General features: G+C 59.9%; 16 protein-coding genes and 1 pseudogene. 9 read left to right on the top strand and 8 right to left on the bottom strand.

The genetic code is table 11. The features are described from left to right. The first annotated feature begins 13 nt into the window (after positions 1–13). The 4 genes from gerPC to BN871_RS27070 all read left to right on the top strand — a co-directional run bounded on the left by gerPC (position 14) and on the right by BN871_RS27070 (position 3,147). Positions 14–2,020, top strand: a complete 2,007-nt coding sequence (gene gerPC / locus BN871_RS19670) for a spore germination protein GerPC (protein WP_048748454.1) — start codon at positions 14–16, stop codon at positions 2,018–2,020. A 5-nt stretch (positions 2,021–2,025) separates the two neighbouring features. Then, a complete protein-coding gene (locus tag BN871_RS30000; RefSeq protein ID WP_069202423.1) occupies positions 2,026–2,379 on the top strand; it encodes a hypothetical protein in 354 nt (117 codons plus the stop codon). Then, positions 2,376–2,915 carry a spore germination protein GerPE gene (locus BN871_RS19660; protein WP_021879233.1) on the top strand — a complete coding sequence of 180 codons (540 nt, stop codon included), beginning with the start codon at positions 2,376–2,378 and terminating at the stop codon, positions 2,913–2,915. Before BN871_RS30000 ends, BN871_RS19660 begins: the two co-directional genes overlap by 4 nt. A gap of 112 nt (positions 2,916–3,027) precedes the next feature. Continuing rightward, on the top strand, positions 3,028–3,147 hold the full coding sequence (locus tag BN871_RS27070) for a YjcZ family sporulation protein (protein ID WP_021879232.1): 120 nt from the start codon (positions 3,028–3,030) through the stop codon (positions 3,145–3,147). A gap of 294 nt (positions 3,148–3,441) precedes the next feature. Here the strand turns inward: BN871_RS27070 and BN871_RS19655 are convergent, their stop codons facing one another. Both BN871_RS19655 and BN871_RS19650 read right to left on the bottom strand, forming a co-directional pair. After that, positions 3,442–3,894, bottom strand: a complete 453-nt coding sequence (locus tag BN871_RS19655) for a hypothetical protein (RefSeq protein WP_048748453.1) — start codon at positions 3,892–3,894, stop codon at positions 3,442–3,444. Next, positions 3,873–4,133 (bottom strand): class I SAM-dependent methyltransferase, encoded by a 261-nt coding sequence (locus BN871_RS19650; RefSeq protein WP_048748452.1) that lies wholly within the window; start codon positions 4,131–4,133, stop codon positions 3,873–3,875. The genes BN871_RS19655 and BN871_RS19650 overlap by 22 nt, the downstream gene beginning before the upstream one ends. A 258-nt stretch (positions 4,134–4,391) precedes the next feature. On the opposite strand from BN871_RS19650, the gene BN871_RS19645 reads away from it, so the two are divergent. After that, positions 4,392–4,766, top strand: a complete 375-nt coding sequence (locus BN871_RS19645; RefSeq protein ID WP_021879230.1) for a helix-turn-helix domain-containing protein — start codon at positions 4,392–4,394, stop codon at positions 4,764–4,766. A gap of 65 nt (positions 4,767–4,831) precedes the next feature. On the opposite strand, the gene BN871_RS19640 is transcribed toward BN871_RS19645, so the two are convergent. From BN871_RS19640 to glgD, 5 genes and pseudogenes are all read right to left on the bottom strand, one after another. Then, positions 4,832–5,374: an NAD(P)H-dependent oxidoreductase gene (locus BN871_RS19640; RefSeq protein WP_048748451.1), complete on the bottom strand. Its 543-nt coding sequence runs from the start codon at positions 5,372–5,374 to the stop codon at positions 4,832–4,834. Between the two features lie 253 nt (positions 5,375–5,627). Then, positions 5,628–6,215, bottom strand: a complete 588-nt coding sequence (locus BN871_RS19635) for a GNAT family N-acetyltransferase (RefSeq protein WP_232313209.1) — start codon at positions 6,213–6,215, stop codon at positions 5,628–5,630. A gap of 81 nt (positions 6,216–6,296) precedes the next feature. Further along, positions 6,297–8,273, bottom strand: coding sequence for a glycoside hydrolase family 15 protein (locus BN871_RS19630; protein ID WP_048748450.1), 1,977 nt, complete (start codon positions 8,271–8,273; stop codon positions 6,297–6,299). Continuing rightward, positions 8,255–9,718 carry a glycogen synthase GlgA gene (glgA, locus tag BN871_RS19625; protein WP_048748449.1) on the bottom strand — a complete coding sequence of 488 codons (1,464 nt, stop codon included), beginning with the start codon at positions 9,716–9,718 and terminating at the stop codon, positions 8,255–8,257. Before glgA ends, BN871_RS19630 begins: the two co-directional genes overlap by 19 nt. A 210-nt stretch (positions 9,719–9,928) precedes the next feature. Beyond that, positions 9,929–11,734: pseudogene (gene glgD, locus BN871_RS27065) on the bottom strand (glucose-1-phosphate adenylyltransferase subunit GlgD). Positions 11,735–11,939: 205 nt separating this feature from the next. Here glgD and BN871_RS19615 point away from each other — a divergent pair. The 3 genes from BN871_RS19615 (at position 11,940) to BN871_RS19605 (ending at position 15,771) form a co-directional block, all read left to right on the top strand. Continuing rightward, positions 11,940–13,709: a beta-galactosidase family protein gene (locus tag BN871_RS19615; RefSeq protein ID WP_048748448.1), complete on the top strand. Its 1,770-nt coding sequence runs from the start codon at positions 11,940–11,942 to the stop codon at positions 13,707–13,709. Positions 13,710–13,889: 180 nt separating this feature from the next. Next, complete coding sequence (locus BN871_RS19610) at positions 13,890–14,846, top strand: metallophosphoesterase family protein (protein ID WP_048748447.1); 957 nt, start codon at positions 13,890–13,892, stop codon at positions 14,844–14,846. Between the two features lie 256 nt (positions 14,847–15,102). Then, positions 15,103–15,771 (top strand): hypothetical protein, encoded by a 669-nt coding sequence (locus BN871_RS19605; RefSeq protein WP_048748446.1) that lies wholly within the window; start codon positions 15,103–15,105, stop codon positions 15,769–15,771. Between the two features lie 67 nt (positions 15,772–15,838). Here the strand turns inward: BN871_RS19605 and BN871_RS29755 are convergent, their stop codons facing one another. Then, positions 15,839–15,973, bottom strand: coding sequence for a hypothetical protein (locus BN871_RS29755; protein ID WP_021881241.1), 135 nt, complete (start codon positions 15,971–15,973; stop codon positions 15,839–15,841). Positions 15,974–16,176: 203 nt separating this feature from the next. Between BN871_RS29755 and BN871_RS19600 the strand changes: the two genes are divergently transcribed. Continuing rightward, the gene (locus tag BN871_RS19600; RefSeq protein WP_048748445.1) at positions 16,177–16,833 is read left to right on the top strand and encodes a zinc-binding dehydrogenase; all 657 of its coding nucleotides are present in this window, start codon (positions 16,177–16,179) and stop codon (positions 16,831–16,833) included. The last annotated feature ends 230 nt before the right edge of the window (positions 16,834–17,063 follow it).

Below are 17,063 nucleotides of genomic sequence, written 5' to 3'. Positions count from 1 at the left end.
GAGGATTCAGACGATGGAAAACGGCGATCGTTCTTCCCAATCGCCAGCCAGCCTGCAGCAGCATCCGGAGAACCGGCCCTTTCCATTCGGCTCCTCCTACGGCGGCATGGGCTTGCTCCCTCAGATCGGCAAAGGATTAGGATGGCCAGGCGCTGGCGGCAGCTGGCCCGGACTCAAGCTTCCGGGCGCCATGCCGGGCTTCGCCGGCCTCGCCGCCCAAGGCATGGGCGGATCGCTGCCGGGCCTTGCAGGAGGCATACCGGGCATGACCGGCCTGATGCCCGGGCTCGGCGGGCCGATTCCTTCGCTCGGATCCGTACCTGCCCTGAAGGCGATGTCGAGCGGAAATTTCCCTTATGAAGCCTCCTCCGGTGCAAGCTTTCCGCTAGGAGGACAGCCTGGGGGAGCCTTTCAGGCGGGCATGCCTGCTCCCGGCAGCTTTCCGCCTGCCGGATATCCGTCCGGCGGCTTCACCTCGCCGTATCCGGTCGGACAGCTCCAGCCTCCGCCGCAATCCGGAGGCTGGCCCGGCCCTCAGGCGGCCCCATGGCCAATGTCCGCTTCCGGCGGAATGCCGGCTGCAGCAGGTGCAGCAGATGGAGGAGGAGCTTCTCCGAATGCAGCCGGTGCCGCAGCTGCTGCAGGACCGGGCGGGAATAGTCCCTTATCGCCTGAGGCCCTCGCCGGATTGCCCCCCGGATTCAATGAAGCCTCCCTGGTCGGGTACCTCCAATCGATTGATCCCAACTGGGTAAGCAAATGGCAAAACTATGAGGGGTGGCCTTTTACGTCGCCTCCCTTTCCCATCGTAGCGGACTCCGCAGCCGGAGCTGGCGGTCCTGGAGAAGGATGGACGGCAGGGATGGCTGCGGACCCTTTCGTCTCATGCGCAGGCGATCTGCAAAATCCAGTCTGCCTGCAGGCCTGCCTGGCATCGATACTGCTTCGCTCAAGAATCCAGCAGCAGCAGATTTCGCAAATGTTCCTATATATGAAAAGCATGGATGAACGACTTCAGCAGGCGGAGAGCAAGCCGGCCTACACGATCGAGAAGCTGGAATACAACTTCGATCAGCTGAAGGTCGAACAGCTGGACGGAACGCTGAATATCGGCATGACGACGCCTTCAGAGTCGCAAATGCAGGAGTTCGGGCAGCTGTCGGTTCCGCAAAAGGTCGTCAATGGCGGCGCCTCCGTCTACCCGCTTCCCATTCCGGAGTCATCCCTCAAAGGTACGAATGCGCCGGGACCTCCAAGTCCCGGTGCTGCTGCGATCGTCCCGCCCTCTGCCCCCACGCCCTCGCAGTCCTTCGCAGCCACTGTCGTCCAGCCTTCTGTTGGAGCCAATGGCAATAATACGGTTACGATGCAAGGCTCCACCGTCCTTCCGGAGGTCGGCGCCGTTCCCGGACATGGCCCGGTTCCTGTCTCTCCGCCGGGATTCCCAAGTGCGTCTATGCTTGGAGCGCCTTCGGGAGCGGGATTTCCTCCCGGTTTTTCGGGTCCGGGCTTCAATGGCCCTGCAGCCGCCATGCCGCCGGGTTTCGGTTCATTTGGCGGCGCCAATCCGTTCCCCGGCTCCCAAGTTCCCGGCTTCTCCGCAGTCCCGCCTGCAGCCGACGGGATTCCGCCTGTCCCTCCGGGACAAACCGCGCCTTCTCCGGTTGCGGTCCCTTCAGCCGCAACCGGCAGCCTGCCCGGCTTCGGCGATGTGAGGGCATCGGTGGATGCTTACTTGAATACGCTGGCGCAGGATGCGATGAGCCGGGAAGCCAAGGCCTTGAAGCTGCAAATGGATCCTTATCACCAAAAAATGGTCATCGAAGATGTGCGCCGGCAAATCCCGGATAGAATCCGCCACTACATGGCCGACGAGCAATCCAAGCAGCAATCGCTCCCTCCAGCCGAAAGATTGGAAGTCCGCCAGCTTCTCCGCAAGGCTTCCGAGCGGACGATAAGGGATGCGGAGCTGGCCTTGACCGCTTACGTGCAAAACTTGGCTAAGCACCCGAAAGGATGATGGCAATGTCCATGAATGTGAACATTACGAATCATATGCTTTGCGTGGGAAGCTTGGAGCTTGTCGGGGTCGCCGCAGCTTCATTGCTTCAAATCGGCGATACCGACAGCATCACGCTCTATTCCATTTTCGACACCCCTCCGGAATCCGTCATCATCGGCCCCTTCGCCCCGCTTCCGGCTCCAGCCGAAGGCTCGACGCAAGCCGGCGCCATCCAGAACGAGGGAGGCCAGACCGTCGTTCCTCTGACAGGAACCGGAGGTTCGGGGCAGGCCGAATCCGCCTCGGGTTCAACGATTCCATTTGGGAACGGCTCCAGCTTCGTCAGCCCGAACGGCTCCATCACGATAAGCCCATGATCGAAAACGACGCATCGATTCGAACTTCGTACGTCGGGTCGTTTCAACTGATCAATACCGGGCTTTCCTCCGTCATCCAGTTCGGAGATTCGGCGTCGATCAGCGCCAAATCTTCCGGCCTTGCCGTCCAGCGCCAGCTGGACAACCGAGCCGGAGGAGAGGTGGATTTCGCCAGCTACGACTTGTTCAGCACGCCATTCAGCCTTCCGCAAGAGGAAAGCGCCGACGCTGCCGACATCCGAACGCGGACCGTCAACCCGAATCCAAGCATCATGGTAGGCACGGTCAACATCATTACCTGCAGCAGCGCTTCCGTCGTCCTTACTGGCAACGCCATGGATACGCTGATGGAATCCAGGCTCAAGCACTTCCGCCAGTATGCCTACAGTCTCGGCTCCACCTCCGTTCCCAATCCGGCTCTGTCGCAGGCGATCGAGACGGCCCACAACGAAAACGATGGAGCCTCCGCAGGCCCGTCCGGCAGCGAAAATCCTTCTTCGAGCGGCGAGGCCGTTACGACGACCCGGGACAATTGACTATGTCCATAAGCCCGCTTCCCGCATACATTGTCATTGTGAAGCTTAAGCTGCTGCGCTAGGCGCAGGGCTGTCAGCTTCAAATGAATCCATGTTACAGGAGGTATGCTTGATGGGTTATCCTGTTGCAGGAGCAGCCGCCGGCTGCGGACCTTATTGGGGATCGAGCATAGGGGTCATTCTCGTTCTATTCATCCTGCTCGTCATCATCTCCCGAGCTTTCTTCATTTAGCATAGAGATGGAGCCGAAAAAGCAGCTCCCGGAAGGTTCCGGGAGCTGCTTGCTGCGCTTTCCGTACAGCCTCGTTACATGGATAAGCTTGGCGGAACGCTTGCGGGTTCGGCTTGGCGCTGCGTGGCTTTTCCGGGTGCCTTTTCAGAGCGGCGGGGCGTTTTCAGGACGGCTGTGGAAATACGCTCGGAGCAAGCTTCATGCGCTTGCGGACAAGCCCGGCGCAAGGCGCCGGCGGGCATCGGCACCGTTCTCCTTGGAACATGCTGCGCTCACCATAAGCCGATCCAATCTTCACTCCAGCTTGCGATGCCACACGCCGGCGAATTCCGGCACGATGCTCCAGCCGTTCCGCCTGACCTTCTCCGCCGTCTCCGGCCCGAAAAAGGCGCCTGTCCTCGCCGCTGCCTCCCGAACGTCCGCAAAGCGGTAATCGACTCTGACGACGGTCCTCTTGAATCCATACCGCTCTTCAAGGCTTCGGAAATACGGCAGCAAATGCTCCGGCGGAGCAGGCTCTTCGGCAGCCGTTCCATAATTTTCGAACAGCACGACGTCGCCTCCGGGAATCCCGATCCGGTTCATCTCCGACTCTATCGCCGCCAGCCTCTGCTCCCACCCCTGCTGTGACGGGGCTACGCCGTAGCAGATCGACCAGCCGCCCAGAATGAGATCGTAAGCACAGCTGTCCAGCCCCGTGCCGGCATGATCGGCCACGGCCAGCTTCAGCTTGCCCTCAGGCTGCAAGCCCGCTTTTCCCGGAGCCTGTCCAGCATTTGCTCCGATGTGTCCACCGCCGCGACGGAAGCCGCCACAGGCAGAACCTGCAGCGTCAGCCGGCCGGTTCCTGCGCCTAAATCCGCGATCCGCTTGCCGCTCGGATCGGCCAGCTTCCGCAAAACCGGAAGCAGGCTTCGCTGAGCGCCGATCAGCGCGTCGTAATTGGCTGCTTCTCCCCTGCTGTAGTACTGTGCATCTCTGGTCATGTCATCGCCTCCGCAACCATCATGCGCCTTGACGCGGCGTCAAGGTCAAGAGCGCATCTCCATGCAAGTGGAGGCGCAGGACGTTCAGGAGGAATGCGCTCCCGGAGGAAGGAACCGGCAAGGCATTGAGCTGTCCGTTTTGAAATGATAGGATGAGTCCATGACGCCATCCTTCCCGGCAGCAGCCTGTCCAAAGAAAAACGAGGCCCTGACCGGAGAGGCGGCCTTGAGCGATGTTCCATAAGGAGGTAATCGTGCATGGATAAAACAAGCTGCGCTCCGTCCGGCATCCAGATGAAGGATACCGGCTTCGACTACACCTTGTCCGTCATCTGCGGCAAATATAAAATGACTCTGTTGTACTGGCTCTCCCAATATAAGGTCATGCGCTTCAACGAGCTGCAGCGGGGAATCGGCACCATATCCTTTAAAACCTTATCCGTCATGCTGAAGGAGCTGGAGACGGACGGTCTCGTCCGTCGCGAGGAATTTCCGCAGATTCCTCCCAAGGTGGAGTATTCCTTGACCGAGAAAGGGCAGTCGCTCATTCCCGTGATGGATATGATGTGCGACTGGGGAGAGAAGAACGTCAAGCCGGCCGAGCAGGCGGAGACGGCCCATCTTCCGACATAGCGGCATCCAGGCCAAAAAAGCAGTCCCTCCATGGGCAGGAGGACTGCTTTTTTGGTTGCTGCCGGTTAAAGCCGGCTGAGAAATTCAATATAGCCCTGCGCGCTCCGGTCCAGCCGCTTCAGGTAGTCCGCATTCTCCACCGTCTCGTATTCGGCGCCGTAGAAGGCATAGAAGTCCTGATAATCGGAACCGCAGTAACGGAACGTCGTTTCGAATGGGGACAGAATCCGGTCAAGCCCGCAGCGGAGCTTTCCTTCTTCGCTGAAATCCAGCCTCGTTCCTCCTGCGGTTACAGCCAAGGCTGTTTTTCGATTTCTTAGCTTGTCTCCCTTCGACCCGTACGCCCATCCGTAAGTGAACACATCGTCCAGCCACTTTTTAAGGAGCGGAGGAGAACTGAACCAGTAGATCGGGAACTGCAGGACAAGATGGCCATGCGCTTCAATCAGCTCCTGCTCCTTCTCTGCCTGGATATTTCCATCCGGATAGGCTTTATGCAGTTCATGGACCGTGTAGCGGTCGGGGTATTTGCGGAGCTCTTCCAGCCAGCGCCGATTGACGACGGATGTATCGATGCCGGGATGCGTGACGACGACAAGTGTTTTCATAGGATCGGCCCTCCTCGAGCGTTCGGTTTTGTACGCTTTTGAGTATAGCCGGCGTTGCGCCGTCGCATAAGTACGCACTTTCCGTTCACATACTTACCCCGAGGTGAGCATCGGTGCCGGACTCCGACGCTTCATCCGCTCACCGGACGAGGCGGACGGAATCGGAAGCCGCCCGTGAACCGGGGGGTTGCCGCATAGAGGCCCGCAACAACCGCGGTCCAATTCCGCAACCGCTCTTCCCCGCGGCTGCTTCCTATCGGCCCGAGCGGCCGGCCGCCTGCTCCTCTTCCGCTTCGAGAGCTTCGTTGAGCAGCACCATATGATAATGGTCCTCCCATTTTCCGTTGATCTTCAAATATTTGCGGGCCAGCCCTTCCTCCTGGAACCCCAGCTTGCGCACGACCGAGAGAGAGGCTTCGTTGCGCGGAATGATATTGGCCTCGATCCGATGCAGCTTCAGGACGCCGAAGCCGTAGTCGACAATCGCCTTGACGGCTTCCGGCATATACCCTCTGCCAAGCAGTCCGCTGTCCAGCCGGTAGCCCAATGTGCTGCTCTGAAACACGCCGCGGATGATATTGCTGAGAGCGACCGAGCCGATGACGGTGTCGGGATCTTCCTTCAAAAAAATCCACAGCTTGCACATTCGGCCCGCTTCCATTTCGGCCCGGTCCGCCTCCAGCATTTTCCGCTGTGCGGTCAACGAATAGAAGGATTCGTCGCGCAGCGGCTCCCACGGCTCCAGAAACTCGCGGTTGCGGCGCGCATACGAAGCTACGGCAGCCGCATCCCCCGGCTCCGCCGTCCGCAAAATCAATCGATCCGTCTCCATGCTTTTCATGTTCATCATCCTTCCTCTGTTCAGGGCGAAAACAAGTCCCGGCTCCAAAAAGGAACCGGGACTGAAACCATCCTATCCAGTTTATACAGGGCCCGCGCTTCCCGCAAGCTCCTTGTACTTGGCCGCGTACTTGCTCACGCTCTGCACGAAGGTCGCATGCGACCAGGTGAGCGGAGCGACGGACAGCGGCGAGCCGTCATAGGGATTGAGCTGCTCCGGCAGGACGCCGCTCTCCAGCGACTGGCGGACGACCCACTCCAGCGTGCGCCTGGGAGCTTCCAGTTCGGCCAGGCTCGTCGCCGACTCGATCTCGAAGTTGGCCACCCACAGCGTGCAGATAATCCATGGGTTCCCAGGAACCCGGTCGATCTCCCCGGATTGCTGGAAGTAATAGTCGTTCGTATAACGGGCGATGCCGCCGACTTCGGTACGCACCGCCAGCCCTTCCCGGATCGCCTGCATCGTGCCGATGACACGGTGATCGGTCGCCGGCAGCACGCCGAACTCCAGAACGGCGAACAAGCTGCTCTCCAGCGTCATGTCCTTCACCCAGCGCCCGTCCTTCTGCACGAGTCCGCGGGCGAACCGGCCGCTGTCCTCATCCCATAGATGGGTCAGCATGCCCTGCTTGATCTCCTCGGCGGTGCGGCGGTAATGGTCGCTGCGCTCGTAATCGCCGAACAGCTCCGTGAAGAAGCTTGCCGCCATGAGGCCTCCATATACGGAAGCGGTCGTATACGTCCAGATGCCGTAGCGTTCCTCCCACAGGTCGTAGCTCGGCTTCGGCAGCGACATCGAATGCTCCATGTAGCTGCTCAGGAAGGCGGCCGACTTGCGGATGAGGCTGCTGTACAGCGACTGGGGCAGCTCGATGACCTGATGGCGCTTGTAGTCTCTCCAGAGCGCGAACAGGACAAGCGCCGTCTCGTCTTCCTGGATCGGGAGCCGCTTGGTTCCCTGAACCATGTAAGGATGCCAGCTGGAGCCTACGGTTCCGTCCGGATTGAATTTATGGTACAGATATCCTTCCGGAGTAAGCGCCTGCGAGCAGAAGTGGAAAAACGGCGCGATCACGCTCTGATAGCCTGCCAGCGACATCGCATCGGCGACCAGCGCTCCATCCCGCGGCCACATGTAGCTGTAATGGTCCCGGTTGTACTGAAGGATATCGGTATCGTTGGCCGCGATGATGGCGCCCCGCTCGTCGGTCTGCGTCCTCACCATGAGCAGGCTGAGGCGGAACATCCGCGCCACTTCCGGAGGCAGGTCGCCCAGATCCCTCTCCGCCCTGCCCAGCCAGTGGTTCCAGTAGATGACGATGCGGCTGAGCAGCTTCTCGGGATGGTTCTCCTGGACGTACTGGTTCAGCTCCTTGACCTCTTCCAGGCTCTTGCCGATCGACATCCAGTAATAGACCGTCTTCTCGCCGCCCGCCGGAACGACAGTGCGGAAGCTGATCGTGCTGTCGACGGAGCCCTGTGCGATCGCATTGCCCATGAGGGTGCCGTCCTCGGCGTCCCTCCATGTTCCTTCCGCCGAATGGAACCGCTTGATTCCGGTCGAATACTGGGTCATGCCGCCTTCGTCGGAAAATCCGTTGAACATGAAATACGACGAGCGCTTGTAGTGGAACAGCGTATGGTTGTCGGGATAGTAGGCGGCCGTATCTCCAACCTCGGATCCGTCGATCATGAGATCCTGGTGGAAGAACAGCCGGTATTCCCTCTCTCTGTCCGACAGGTTGCGGATGACGACTCGCTTGAGGTAGATGCATTCGCGCTGATGGATGCCGTCGTTCATCTGCAACTCCGTCTGGAGCCCGCCATGGCGGGCGTTGACGTTGGTGACGAGAGAATCCTCGATATAGTCCAGCTTGGACTCCCAGGCCGAATCCTCCAGCCAGCTGAATTGACCCTCGGTCCAGATGCCGAGGCGGCAGTATTGGCCGCCGACATGGTTGAGCTGTCCGACGTACGGATAATAGATGTCCCGGATGTAGCTGTTATGGTCAAGGTTGAGAAGCATTTTTCCGTTGCCGATTACAAGGTGACGGGCCATGATTCCTTCTCCTTCCGCTCAGGTGCTAGTTGTTCGTAGAGGCCGATGTAGGACTTGGCGGAACGGCTCCAGCTGTAATCGTCCTTCTCGCCGTTGCTGACGATCACCTTCCAAGCTTGTTCGTTGCGGTAATAATGCAACGCCCTGCGGATGGTATACAGCATGTCATGGGCGTTGTAATGCGCGAAGCTGAAACCGTTGCCTTCCCCAGTGTATTCGTTGAAAGGCTGGACGGTGTCCTTCAGCCCTCCCGTCTCTCTCACGATCGGCACCGTTCCGTAGCGCAGCGCCAGCAGCTGGCTGAGGCCGCAAGGCTCGAACTGGGACGGCATGAGATACAGGTCGGAGCCGGCGTAGATGCGGCGCGCGAGCCCGTCATCGAAGCCGGTGCGGATGCTGCATTTGTCATACCGGGAATGCGAGGCCTGACGGAACATCTCCTCGTATTTCCATTCCCCGGAACCGAGGATCGCGAACTGCACGTCTTCTTCGAGCAGCTCGCCGAAGACGGCGTCGATCAGGTCGAAGCCCTTTTGCTCCACCAGCCGGGACACGATGCCGATGACCGGAACGTCCGCCCTCTCGGGCAGGCCCATCTCCCGCTGCAGGGCGAGCTTGTTGGCCAGCTTGTACGGAGCGGAGCCGCCCAGCTTGGCGTGGAGCGCCTCATCCGCAGCCGGATCGAAGTCGGCCGTGTCGATGCCGTTGACGATGCCCGCCAGATCGGCCGCTCTCCAGCGCAGAAGGCCGTCCAGCCCTTCCCCGTAATAAGCGGTCTTGATCTCCTCGGCATAACTCGGGCTTACGGTCGTAAGCTTGTCCGCGTAGAGAAGTCCGCCCTTCATGCAGCTCGCCGCACCGTGGAATTCCAGGCCGCCTTCGCTGAAAATCTCCGGCCCCATCCCGATCATATCCATCATTTCCTGCTGGCCGAATATGCCCTGATACCGCAGGTTATGGATCGTGAATACGGTACGGATGCCGCCCAGAACCTCATCCTGGAAGTAACGGCGCTTGAGCAGGAAAGGCACGAGCCCCGCCTGCCAATCGTGGCAGTGCAGCACATCGAAGCGGGTGTCCATCCTGCGGACCGCTTCGAGCACGGCGATGCTGAAGAACACGAAGCGCTCCGGATCGTCGCCGTAGCCGTACAGTCCGCCCCGGCGGAAGTAATGCTCGTTGTCGATGAGATAATAGACGACTCCGCCGACCTCTCCCCGGAGAAGTCCGCAGTATTGCATCCGCCATCCCATCTGGACCGAGAACGTGTCGATCGTCTCGAAATGCTGCAGATGCTTCCAAGGGATGCTTTCATATTTGGGCAGGATTACGCTGGCTCCCACCCCGTTTTCCAGCAAAGCTTTGGGCAATGCGCCGACCACGTCGGCAAGGCCGCCCGTCTTAGCCAGGGGCACAGCCTCCGATGTCACGAACAATACATTCACGGCAGGTTCCCTCCTGGACAGCGCAAGCGGCGGCAGCTGTTCCTGCCTGCCGGCCGCCCGCCTGTCTTTCTATCATCTAGTATCGGTTTGGAAGAGTCATTCTATTCGCTTTTAGAGAAAAAAGCTGCAATTGCTAGATAAGATGGACCTCGGCTGGAAGGAGGCGACCTCCCTCTAGAGAGAAAAAGGTCCCGATAAGAGAAAAGACCATTAAATGGTCTTTCTCTTGCCGGATACGAAAGGCATGCTTTCCGCGCCGCGGATGTCGCGGTCGGCTTCAACGCTGCTTTCCTTATCCAATATGACCCGGTCAAGCCGGGTGCCCGCTCCGATCGTTCCGTTCTGCATGACGATGCTGTTGCGGATGACGGCGCCTTTGCCGACGTGGACGCCGCGGAACAGCACGCTGTTGATGACGGTCCCTTCGATCCTGCAGCCATTGGCGATCAGGGAATTGCCCGTCATCGCTCCTTCGAGATAACGGGTAGGAGGCTCATCCTTGGTCTTGGTGTAGACCGACCCCGGCTGGAAGAACAGCTCCCTCCACACCTCGGGGCGAAGCAGCTCCATGCTCGTGCGGTAGTAGGATTCCACCGTATTGACGACGCCGAGGAAGCCCTCATAGAGATAGCCGTATATTCGCAGGCTGTCCAGGCGCGAGAGGATCGCGTGGCGGACCAGATGGTCCTGCCCCTGCGCCAGCGAGGTCTGCACGAGATCCATGAGAAGATCCTTCTTCATGACATAGATCTCCATGGAATGAAGCGAGCTGTCCATATTGCCGAAATGGTCCTGCATCTGAACGACGCGGCCGTCGGAGGCAAGCTCGACCTTGCGCGTCTTGCCGCCGAGCATGTCGGCCTGCTGCTTGCAGACGACGGTAACGTCGGCGTTCATCTGCTCATGGTAATCGAGCACCGCGTCGAGATCGATGTTGCACACCATCTGGCTGCGGGTCACGACGACGTACTCCAGCTTGCAGCGCTGGAAATAGTCGCGATGCTGGTAGAAGTGGAACAGGTCTCCCCGGCTGAGCTCCTGGATGCTGTCCGAAGCCGGCGGAAGAATGAAGAGGCCGCTCTGCCTCGTATGCAGATCCCAAGGACGGCCGGATCCCAGATGGTCCATGAGGGAGCGGTACTTCGTATGGGCGAACACGGCTACCTTGTGGATGCCGGAGTTGACCATGCTGGAGAGCGTGAAGTCGATCAGCCTGTATCTGGCCCCGAACGGGACGGTAGCCGGGCAGCGGTATGACGTGAGGCCTTCCAGCTCATCCGTCTCGTGGATAAGGTTCACGACGCCCATCGCTTTGTTGATCATGGCTGCTCCACCTCCTGAAGTTTTGGACTTCTGCTGATCTTCTCGTCGCTGCCGACGACGGCGATGTCCGGACTGTCGGGGGATCCCATGACGACGCCAGGCTCGATGACCGCTCCCTCGCCGACGATGGCGCGGTAGAGCTTCMGGCTSCSKMRYCKMTKCCAGCAGGCGGATGATCTCGCCCAGTATCGCCAGGATCGCGGACTGGAAGGCAAGCTGCTGATGCAGCCCGAGCGGGATGGCTTGGCTGCGGGGGCCGCTGTCCGGGAGGGCCGAATCTCGATCGCCGATGAGCTGCTGCCCGAGCAGGCTCTCCAGTCCGGCCACGCAGCCGGGCAGTCCGCTGTCGGAGGCATGGCTTCCGGGAATGAGCCGGAACGGTGCGGCTCCCAGCCGGCCGCGCACTTCCAGATCGTCGAGGTCGAAGTGGAAGTTGAAGAAGGCGAGCGGACCCGTGCCGGCATTGGCCAGAGTATGGCTGACGCCGGGACGCAGCAGGAACCAGTCGCCCGGAGCGAGCGGAACGGAGCCGCCCTGCATTTCCTGCACCGCCGAGCCGTCCATGCAGCAGAACAGCTCATAGAGATGATGATGATGCTTGTCATAGGACCAGCCGGCCGGCTTGAGGCCGAAATGGCAGCCATACAGCTGCAAGGTGTCGGATCGGTTTTGGAAGGCGAACAAGCGCTCCATGCTGCATAGGCTCCTCTCGGGGGATGGATCTACGGTCGTGCATCTACAACCAGTATAAGGGTCTCTTGCGACAAATGGTTAAGAAATTGCGGACTTTGTGCATTGTTGAAGTCGCTCCCAGCCCGATACGATAAGGAAAAGAACCGGACATGGCGCGGGCTGCCGAAGCATCGCCAGAAGTCCATCCCAAGGAGGAGCTGTCCGTATGACCCGTCTGACCATTCAAGGTCCCAAGCTGATGCTGGGAAATCAGGAGATCCGCATCCTTTCCGGCGCGATCCATTACTTCCGCGTGGTGCCGGAGTATTGGAGGGACCGGCTGCTGAAGCTGAAGGCGGCAGGCTTCAACACGGTGGAAACGTATGTGCCGTGGAATCTGCATGAGGCCGTAGAGGGCCGGTTCAACTTCGACGGTCTGGCGGACATCGAGCGCTATATCCGGACGGCGGGAGAGCTCGGACTGCATGTCATTGTCAGGCCGAGTCCTTATATTTGCGCGGAATGGGAGTTCGGGGGCATGCCCGCCTGGCTGCTGAAGGACGGGAACATGCGGCTGCGCTGCGCCTACAAGCCTTTTCTGGACAAGGTAGACGCCTATTACGACGAGCTGATCCCCAGGCTGGTGCCTCTGCTGACGACGAACGGCGGGCCGGTCATCGCGATGCAGATTGAAAATGAATACGGAAGCTACGGCAACGACAAGGAATACTTGGCTCATCTGCGGGATGGCTTGATCAACCGCGGGGTGGACGTGCTGCTGTTCACCTCCGACGGTCCCTGCGACTTCATGCTGCAGGGCGGCATGGTCGACGGGGTATGGGAGACGGTCAACTTCGGCTCGCGCCCGGACGAGGCGTTCGGAGATCTGCTGAAGGCGCAGCCGGATCAGCCGCTCATGTGCATGGAGTATTGGAACGGCTGGTTCGACCACTGGGGCGAGGAGCATCATACCCGCGACGCCGCCGACACGGCACAGGTGCTGGATGAAATGCTGGCCGCCGGCGCTTCGGTCAACTTCTACATGTTCCACGGCGGCACGAACTTCGGCTTCTACAGCGGGGCCAACCACGGCGAGAAGTTCGAGCCGACGATCACGAGCTACGACTACGATGTCCTCGTGAGCGAATCGGGGGAGATCACGGATAAGTTCCATGCGGTGCGCGAGGTGATCGGCAAGTACGCGGAGCTTGGTCCGCTGGAGCTGCCGGAGCCTATCCCGAGCAAGGGCTACGGCAAGGTGAGCCTGACGGAGCGGGCGCCGCTGTTCTCCGTCCTGGACAGCCTTTCCGCCCCGGTGACACGCGCCTGCCCCGAGACGATGGAGCAGCTTGGGCAGAATTACGGCTTCATTTTGTACACGACGCATCTGTCCGGACCGCGGGGAGAGAGCCGCCTGACGGCGCAGGAGGTGCGGGACCGCGCGATGGTGTTCGTGGACGGCGAGTACAAGGGGACGCTGGAGCGCTGGAATCCGGAGCGGGAGGTGAGCTTCTCCGTGCCCGAGGGAGGCGTGACCGTAAGCCTGCTCGTGGAAAATATGGGCCGCATCAACTACGGTCCGCTGCTCAAGGATCCGAAAGGCGTCACCGAGGGCATCCGCTTCGGCCAGCAGTTTCTGTACGGATGGACGATCCGTTCGCTGCCGCTGGAGGATCTGTCCGGAATCAGTTACGGGCCGTCCGGCGCGGATGCCGCCGTTGAAGCCTCTGCGAACGAGCCGGCCTTCTACCGCGGTGAGTTCGAGGTGGAGGGAGAGCCGGCGGATACGTTCCTGAACGTGAAAGGCTGGACTAAAGGCGTTGCCTGCATCAACGGCTTCAATCTGGGCCGCTACTGGGAGATCGGTCCGCAGGGGACGCTGTATATCCCGGCTCCGCTGCTGAAGTCCGGCCGCAACGAGCTGGTGCTTTTCGAGCTGCATGGCGCCGCCGCCGCGGAGGTCGAGCTCCAGGATCTTCCCGTACTGCAGATCTAGGCCGGACAAGCAGGGCCGATCGTGCAAGGCAAGCAAGGCATGCCATCTCGTTCATCGTACTGCCGGTCAAGACGGCGGGAGGAAAAGGCGCCATGGCCGCCGAAAGCCATACGGTAGGAATCATGCGCTCGGAGCGCATTGAAGCTTGTGGGAATGAGGAGATGAAGGAGGTTGGCGGAGATGGGGAGCAGCTTGCGGTTCCGCAAGGACGGCACGTTCAAGATCGTTCAATTCACGGATACTCATTGGCAAAATGGAGAGGCTGAGGATCAGCTGACCCGTTCCTTGATGGAAAGGGTGCTCAAGGCGGAGCGGCCGGATCTCATCGTCTTCACGGGCGATCTGATCTTCAGCCTGCATTGCCGAGACCCGCTGAGCTCGGTGCGCGAAGTCGTCTCCGCTGCGGCGGAGAGCGGCATTCCCTGGGCTGCGGTGCTCGGCAACCATGACGCCGAGGAAGGCTGCGGCGTCAGCCGCGAGGCGGTGCTGCGGGAGCTGATGGCTGCCGGCGGCAGCGTCACGGGTCATGAGCCGGGCATCGGCGGCTGGGGCAATTACGACCATGCCGTATTAGGCGTTGACGGCAAGCCAGCCGCGTCGCTGTACTTCCTGGACAGCGGCGATTACTCCCGCGTCGATCGGATTCCCGGCTACGGCTGGATCGGCCGGGACCAGACGGAATGGTACCTGTCCCGCTCGGCGGAGCATAGGAAGCTCGCCGGGGGCGAGCCTTTGCCGTCGCTGGCCTTCTTCCACATTCCTCTGCCGGAGTACAACGCGGCCTGGGAGTCCGGCTCCTGCTCGGGCAACAAGCATGAGCGGGTATGCTGCGCCGAGGTGAACGGCGGCTTTTTCGCCGCGATGGCGGAGGCCGGCGACGTGATCGGAACCTTTTGCGGCCATGACCACATCAATGACTACTCGGGCGAATGGCTCGGCATCCGCCTCTCCTACGGACGGGCGTCGGGTTATGCCACCTATGGCCGGGAGGGCTTCCAGCGCGGAGCCCGCGTCATTCGGCTGACGGAGGGAAGCCGGGAGTTCGAGTCCTGGCTGCGGCTGGAGGATGGGACAGTCGAACGGCAGAGGGCGAGCGAGGCCCTGGATGACGCCAGCCCGCAGCATTTGAATTTATAAGGGCTTCAACCGCTTGAACTCCTTTTAGGGCCTCTTCAGAGCAACGATTCTTTTAGGTTTCTGTCATGCGGCTATAGAGGGGTATTCCCGGGTAATACGGCCCTTTTATCATTGAAACGGCGATGTCCTAGACTAAAAGTCCCCATTTCGGGACTTTTTTTTCTCCTTTCGAACATATGTTCGCATACCAACTCTCTATAAGCAGCGTTTTTATCTTGCAGGGATTCGTACATACTCGAGGAGGACATCATTTTTTATGATTCCAACCGTAACCTTTACATACGCATGGAGCCGTCCATACTTGTCGGCGGACGGAGCAGAGAAAGTTCAACTGATCCTAGAAGCTCAAGGAGCCGCAAGCGGTCAGCCGGCCTCGGAGAAGGTGAAAGATCCCGTCGCCCATGACATGCAGGCTTCCGACCTGTTCCGGGAGGAGCTCCAAAGCCGGCTTGCGATTGCCGCACGCAAAGTGAAGCTGACGCTCCAGCCCTCGGATTACATCCGGTTTGACGGCATTACAGGCTTTGCCGCGGAGGATATTTTCGGCGAAAAAATTATCCATGCCGGAGATATTTACCACAAAGAATATAAAAGCATTTTGGTAGAGCTGGAAATCATGCCGCATCGGACGGGGACCCACCCGGTCATGCTCATGGAAATGGAGTACAAGAACGGAACCTGCGGCTCCTTCACCAGCTCGTTTACGTTGGAGGTTACCGCGGAATTCACCCGGGATCCGGAGCTGCTGAAGCTGCCTCCCCATGCCGATTTGAATCGACGGATCCGATCCCTCCAGCAGGCTGGAGAGGCCGAACGCCGAATAGCGGAAGCCGGAAACGCGGAAGGCATGGAGGCCTTCCGGCCGGTTCTGCTTCCGTCCGGATGGGGCCGGGTGTCAGCAGCGGGCACGATGATTCGGTTTTGACCTTCCTGCAACGCGCTTTATCCATGTCCAGACCGCCCCCAGGCGGTCTATTTTCAATTCGGGCTCTCTACGTATCCTCCTTGCTGCGCCTTTGCTCCTTCTGCCAGCGATCCCACTTGCTGTTCAGCAGTCTTAACTGGGAATCGATGCTTATGACACCGAGGATGAGCACGATGAGAGCAGCGAAAATAAACACATTCAATCGAATCGCCTCCCTATATATGGAAAAAGTTGGATTCATTTTATCATCTCGGAAGAGGAGAGAATAGGGGACTAACGGTTTCTGAGTAATCGAAGCCGGTCCGGACGGACTTTCGCCGGCGCCATTTTCCCCAAGCCGCCTAGTTGTGGTAGGGTAGAAGGAGAGGTTTTGCAGCCAGAGCAGGGATCGGAGGATTCGGCACGATGAAACAAGTACAAGCATTCGGCCCGCAGGATCTGCGGGTCGTGGATGTGCCTGAACCGGCCGCTGGAGCCGGCGAGGTCATCGTCGAGGTGCGGGCATGCGGCATCTGCGGCTCGGATAAATGGTTCTGGAATGTCGAGAGGCATTCCGAATACGTCGCCGGCCATGAGGTTGCCGGTCTCGTGACGGCAGTCGGCCCTGGCGTCCGCTCGCTGCAGCCGGGAGACCGCGTCGCGGTCAACAATGTGAAAGGCTGCGGGGAATGCCCGGCATGCCTGGAGGGAGCCTTCATCCGCTGTCCGAATACAGTGGAGCATATGGGTTTCGGCTTCTCCGAGCGCATCGCCGTGCCGGAGCGCAACTGCCTGCTGCTGGACCCGTCGCTCAGCTACGAGCAAGGAGCGCTCCTCTTCGACAACTGGGGAACGCCTTATTCGGCTCTGGCGAGAACATCGATGGGACCGGGCGACTGGGCGGCCGTCACCGGCTGCGGCCCGATCGGGCTGGCGGCCATCGGCCTCGCTGTCCAGCGCGGCGCGCGGGTGGCGGCGGTGGATCCCATCGCGGAGAGGCGCCAGTATGCCGGAGTATCTGTTGTTCGAGCGGATTTGATCTCCGGCAAGAAGTGTGGGACGGTTGGGAATTCAGCCGGGTAGATAAAAGATTTGCCTGAAAGACATGCCGAAAGGCATGTCTTTCATTTTGTTTGTCTGCTGCCCGGCAGAAATGCCGGCTAGGCTTGGGGAACATGTATGGCAGGCATTTCAGAAAAAATCGCGCCAGCAATAGGAAACTCCCGGATGTGTATKAMRRCAAGCCCGATGGAATGAAAGACTGGTATGCCAAAATGCCTCGACAAGAGCATGGATGATGCTGCAATCGAGAC

Origin of the sequence: Paenibacillus sp. P22 (genome assembly GCF_000469945.2) — a bacterium.
In the GTDB taxonomy this organism is placed as follows: domain Bacteria; phylum Bacillota; class Bacilli; order Paenibacillales; family Paenibacillaceae; genus Paenibacillus_O; species Paenibacillus_O humicus.
Note: the sequence above shows the minus strand (reverse complement) of the source record. Positions and strands in the feature narration are given on the sequence as shown.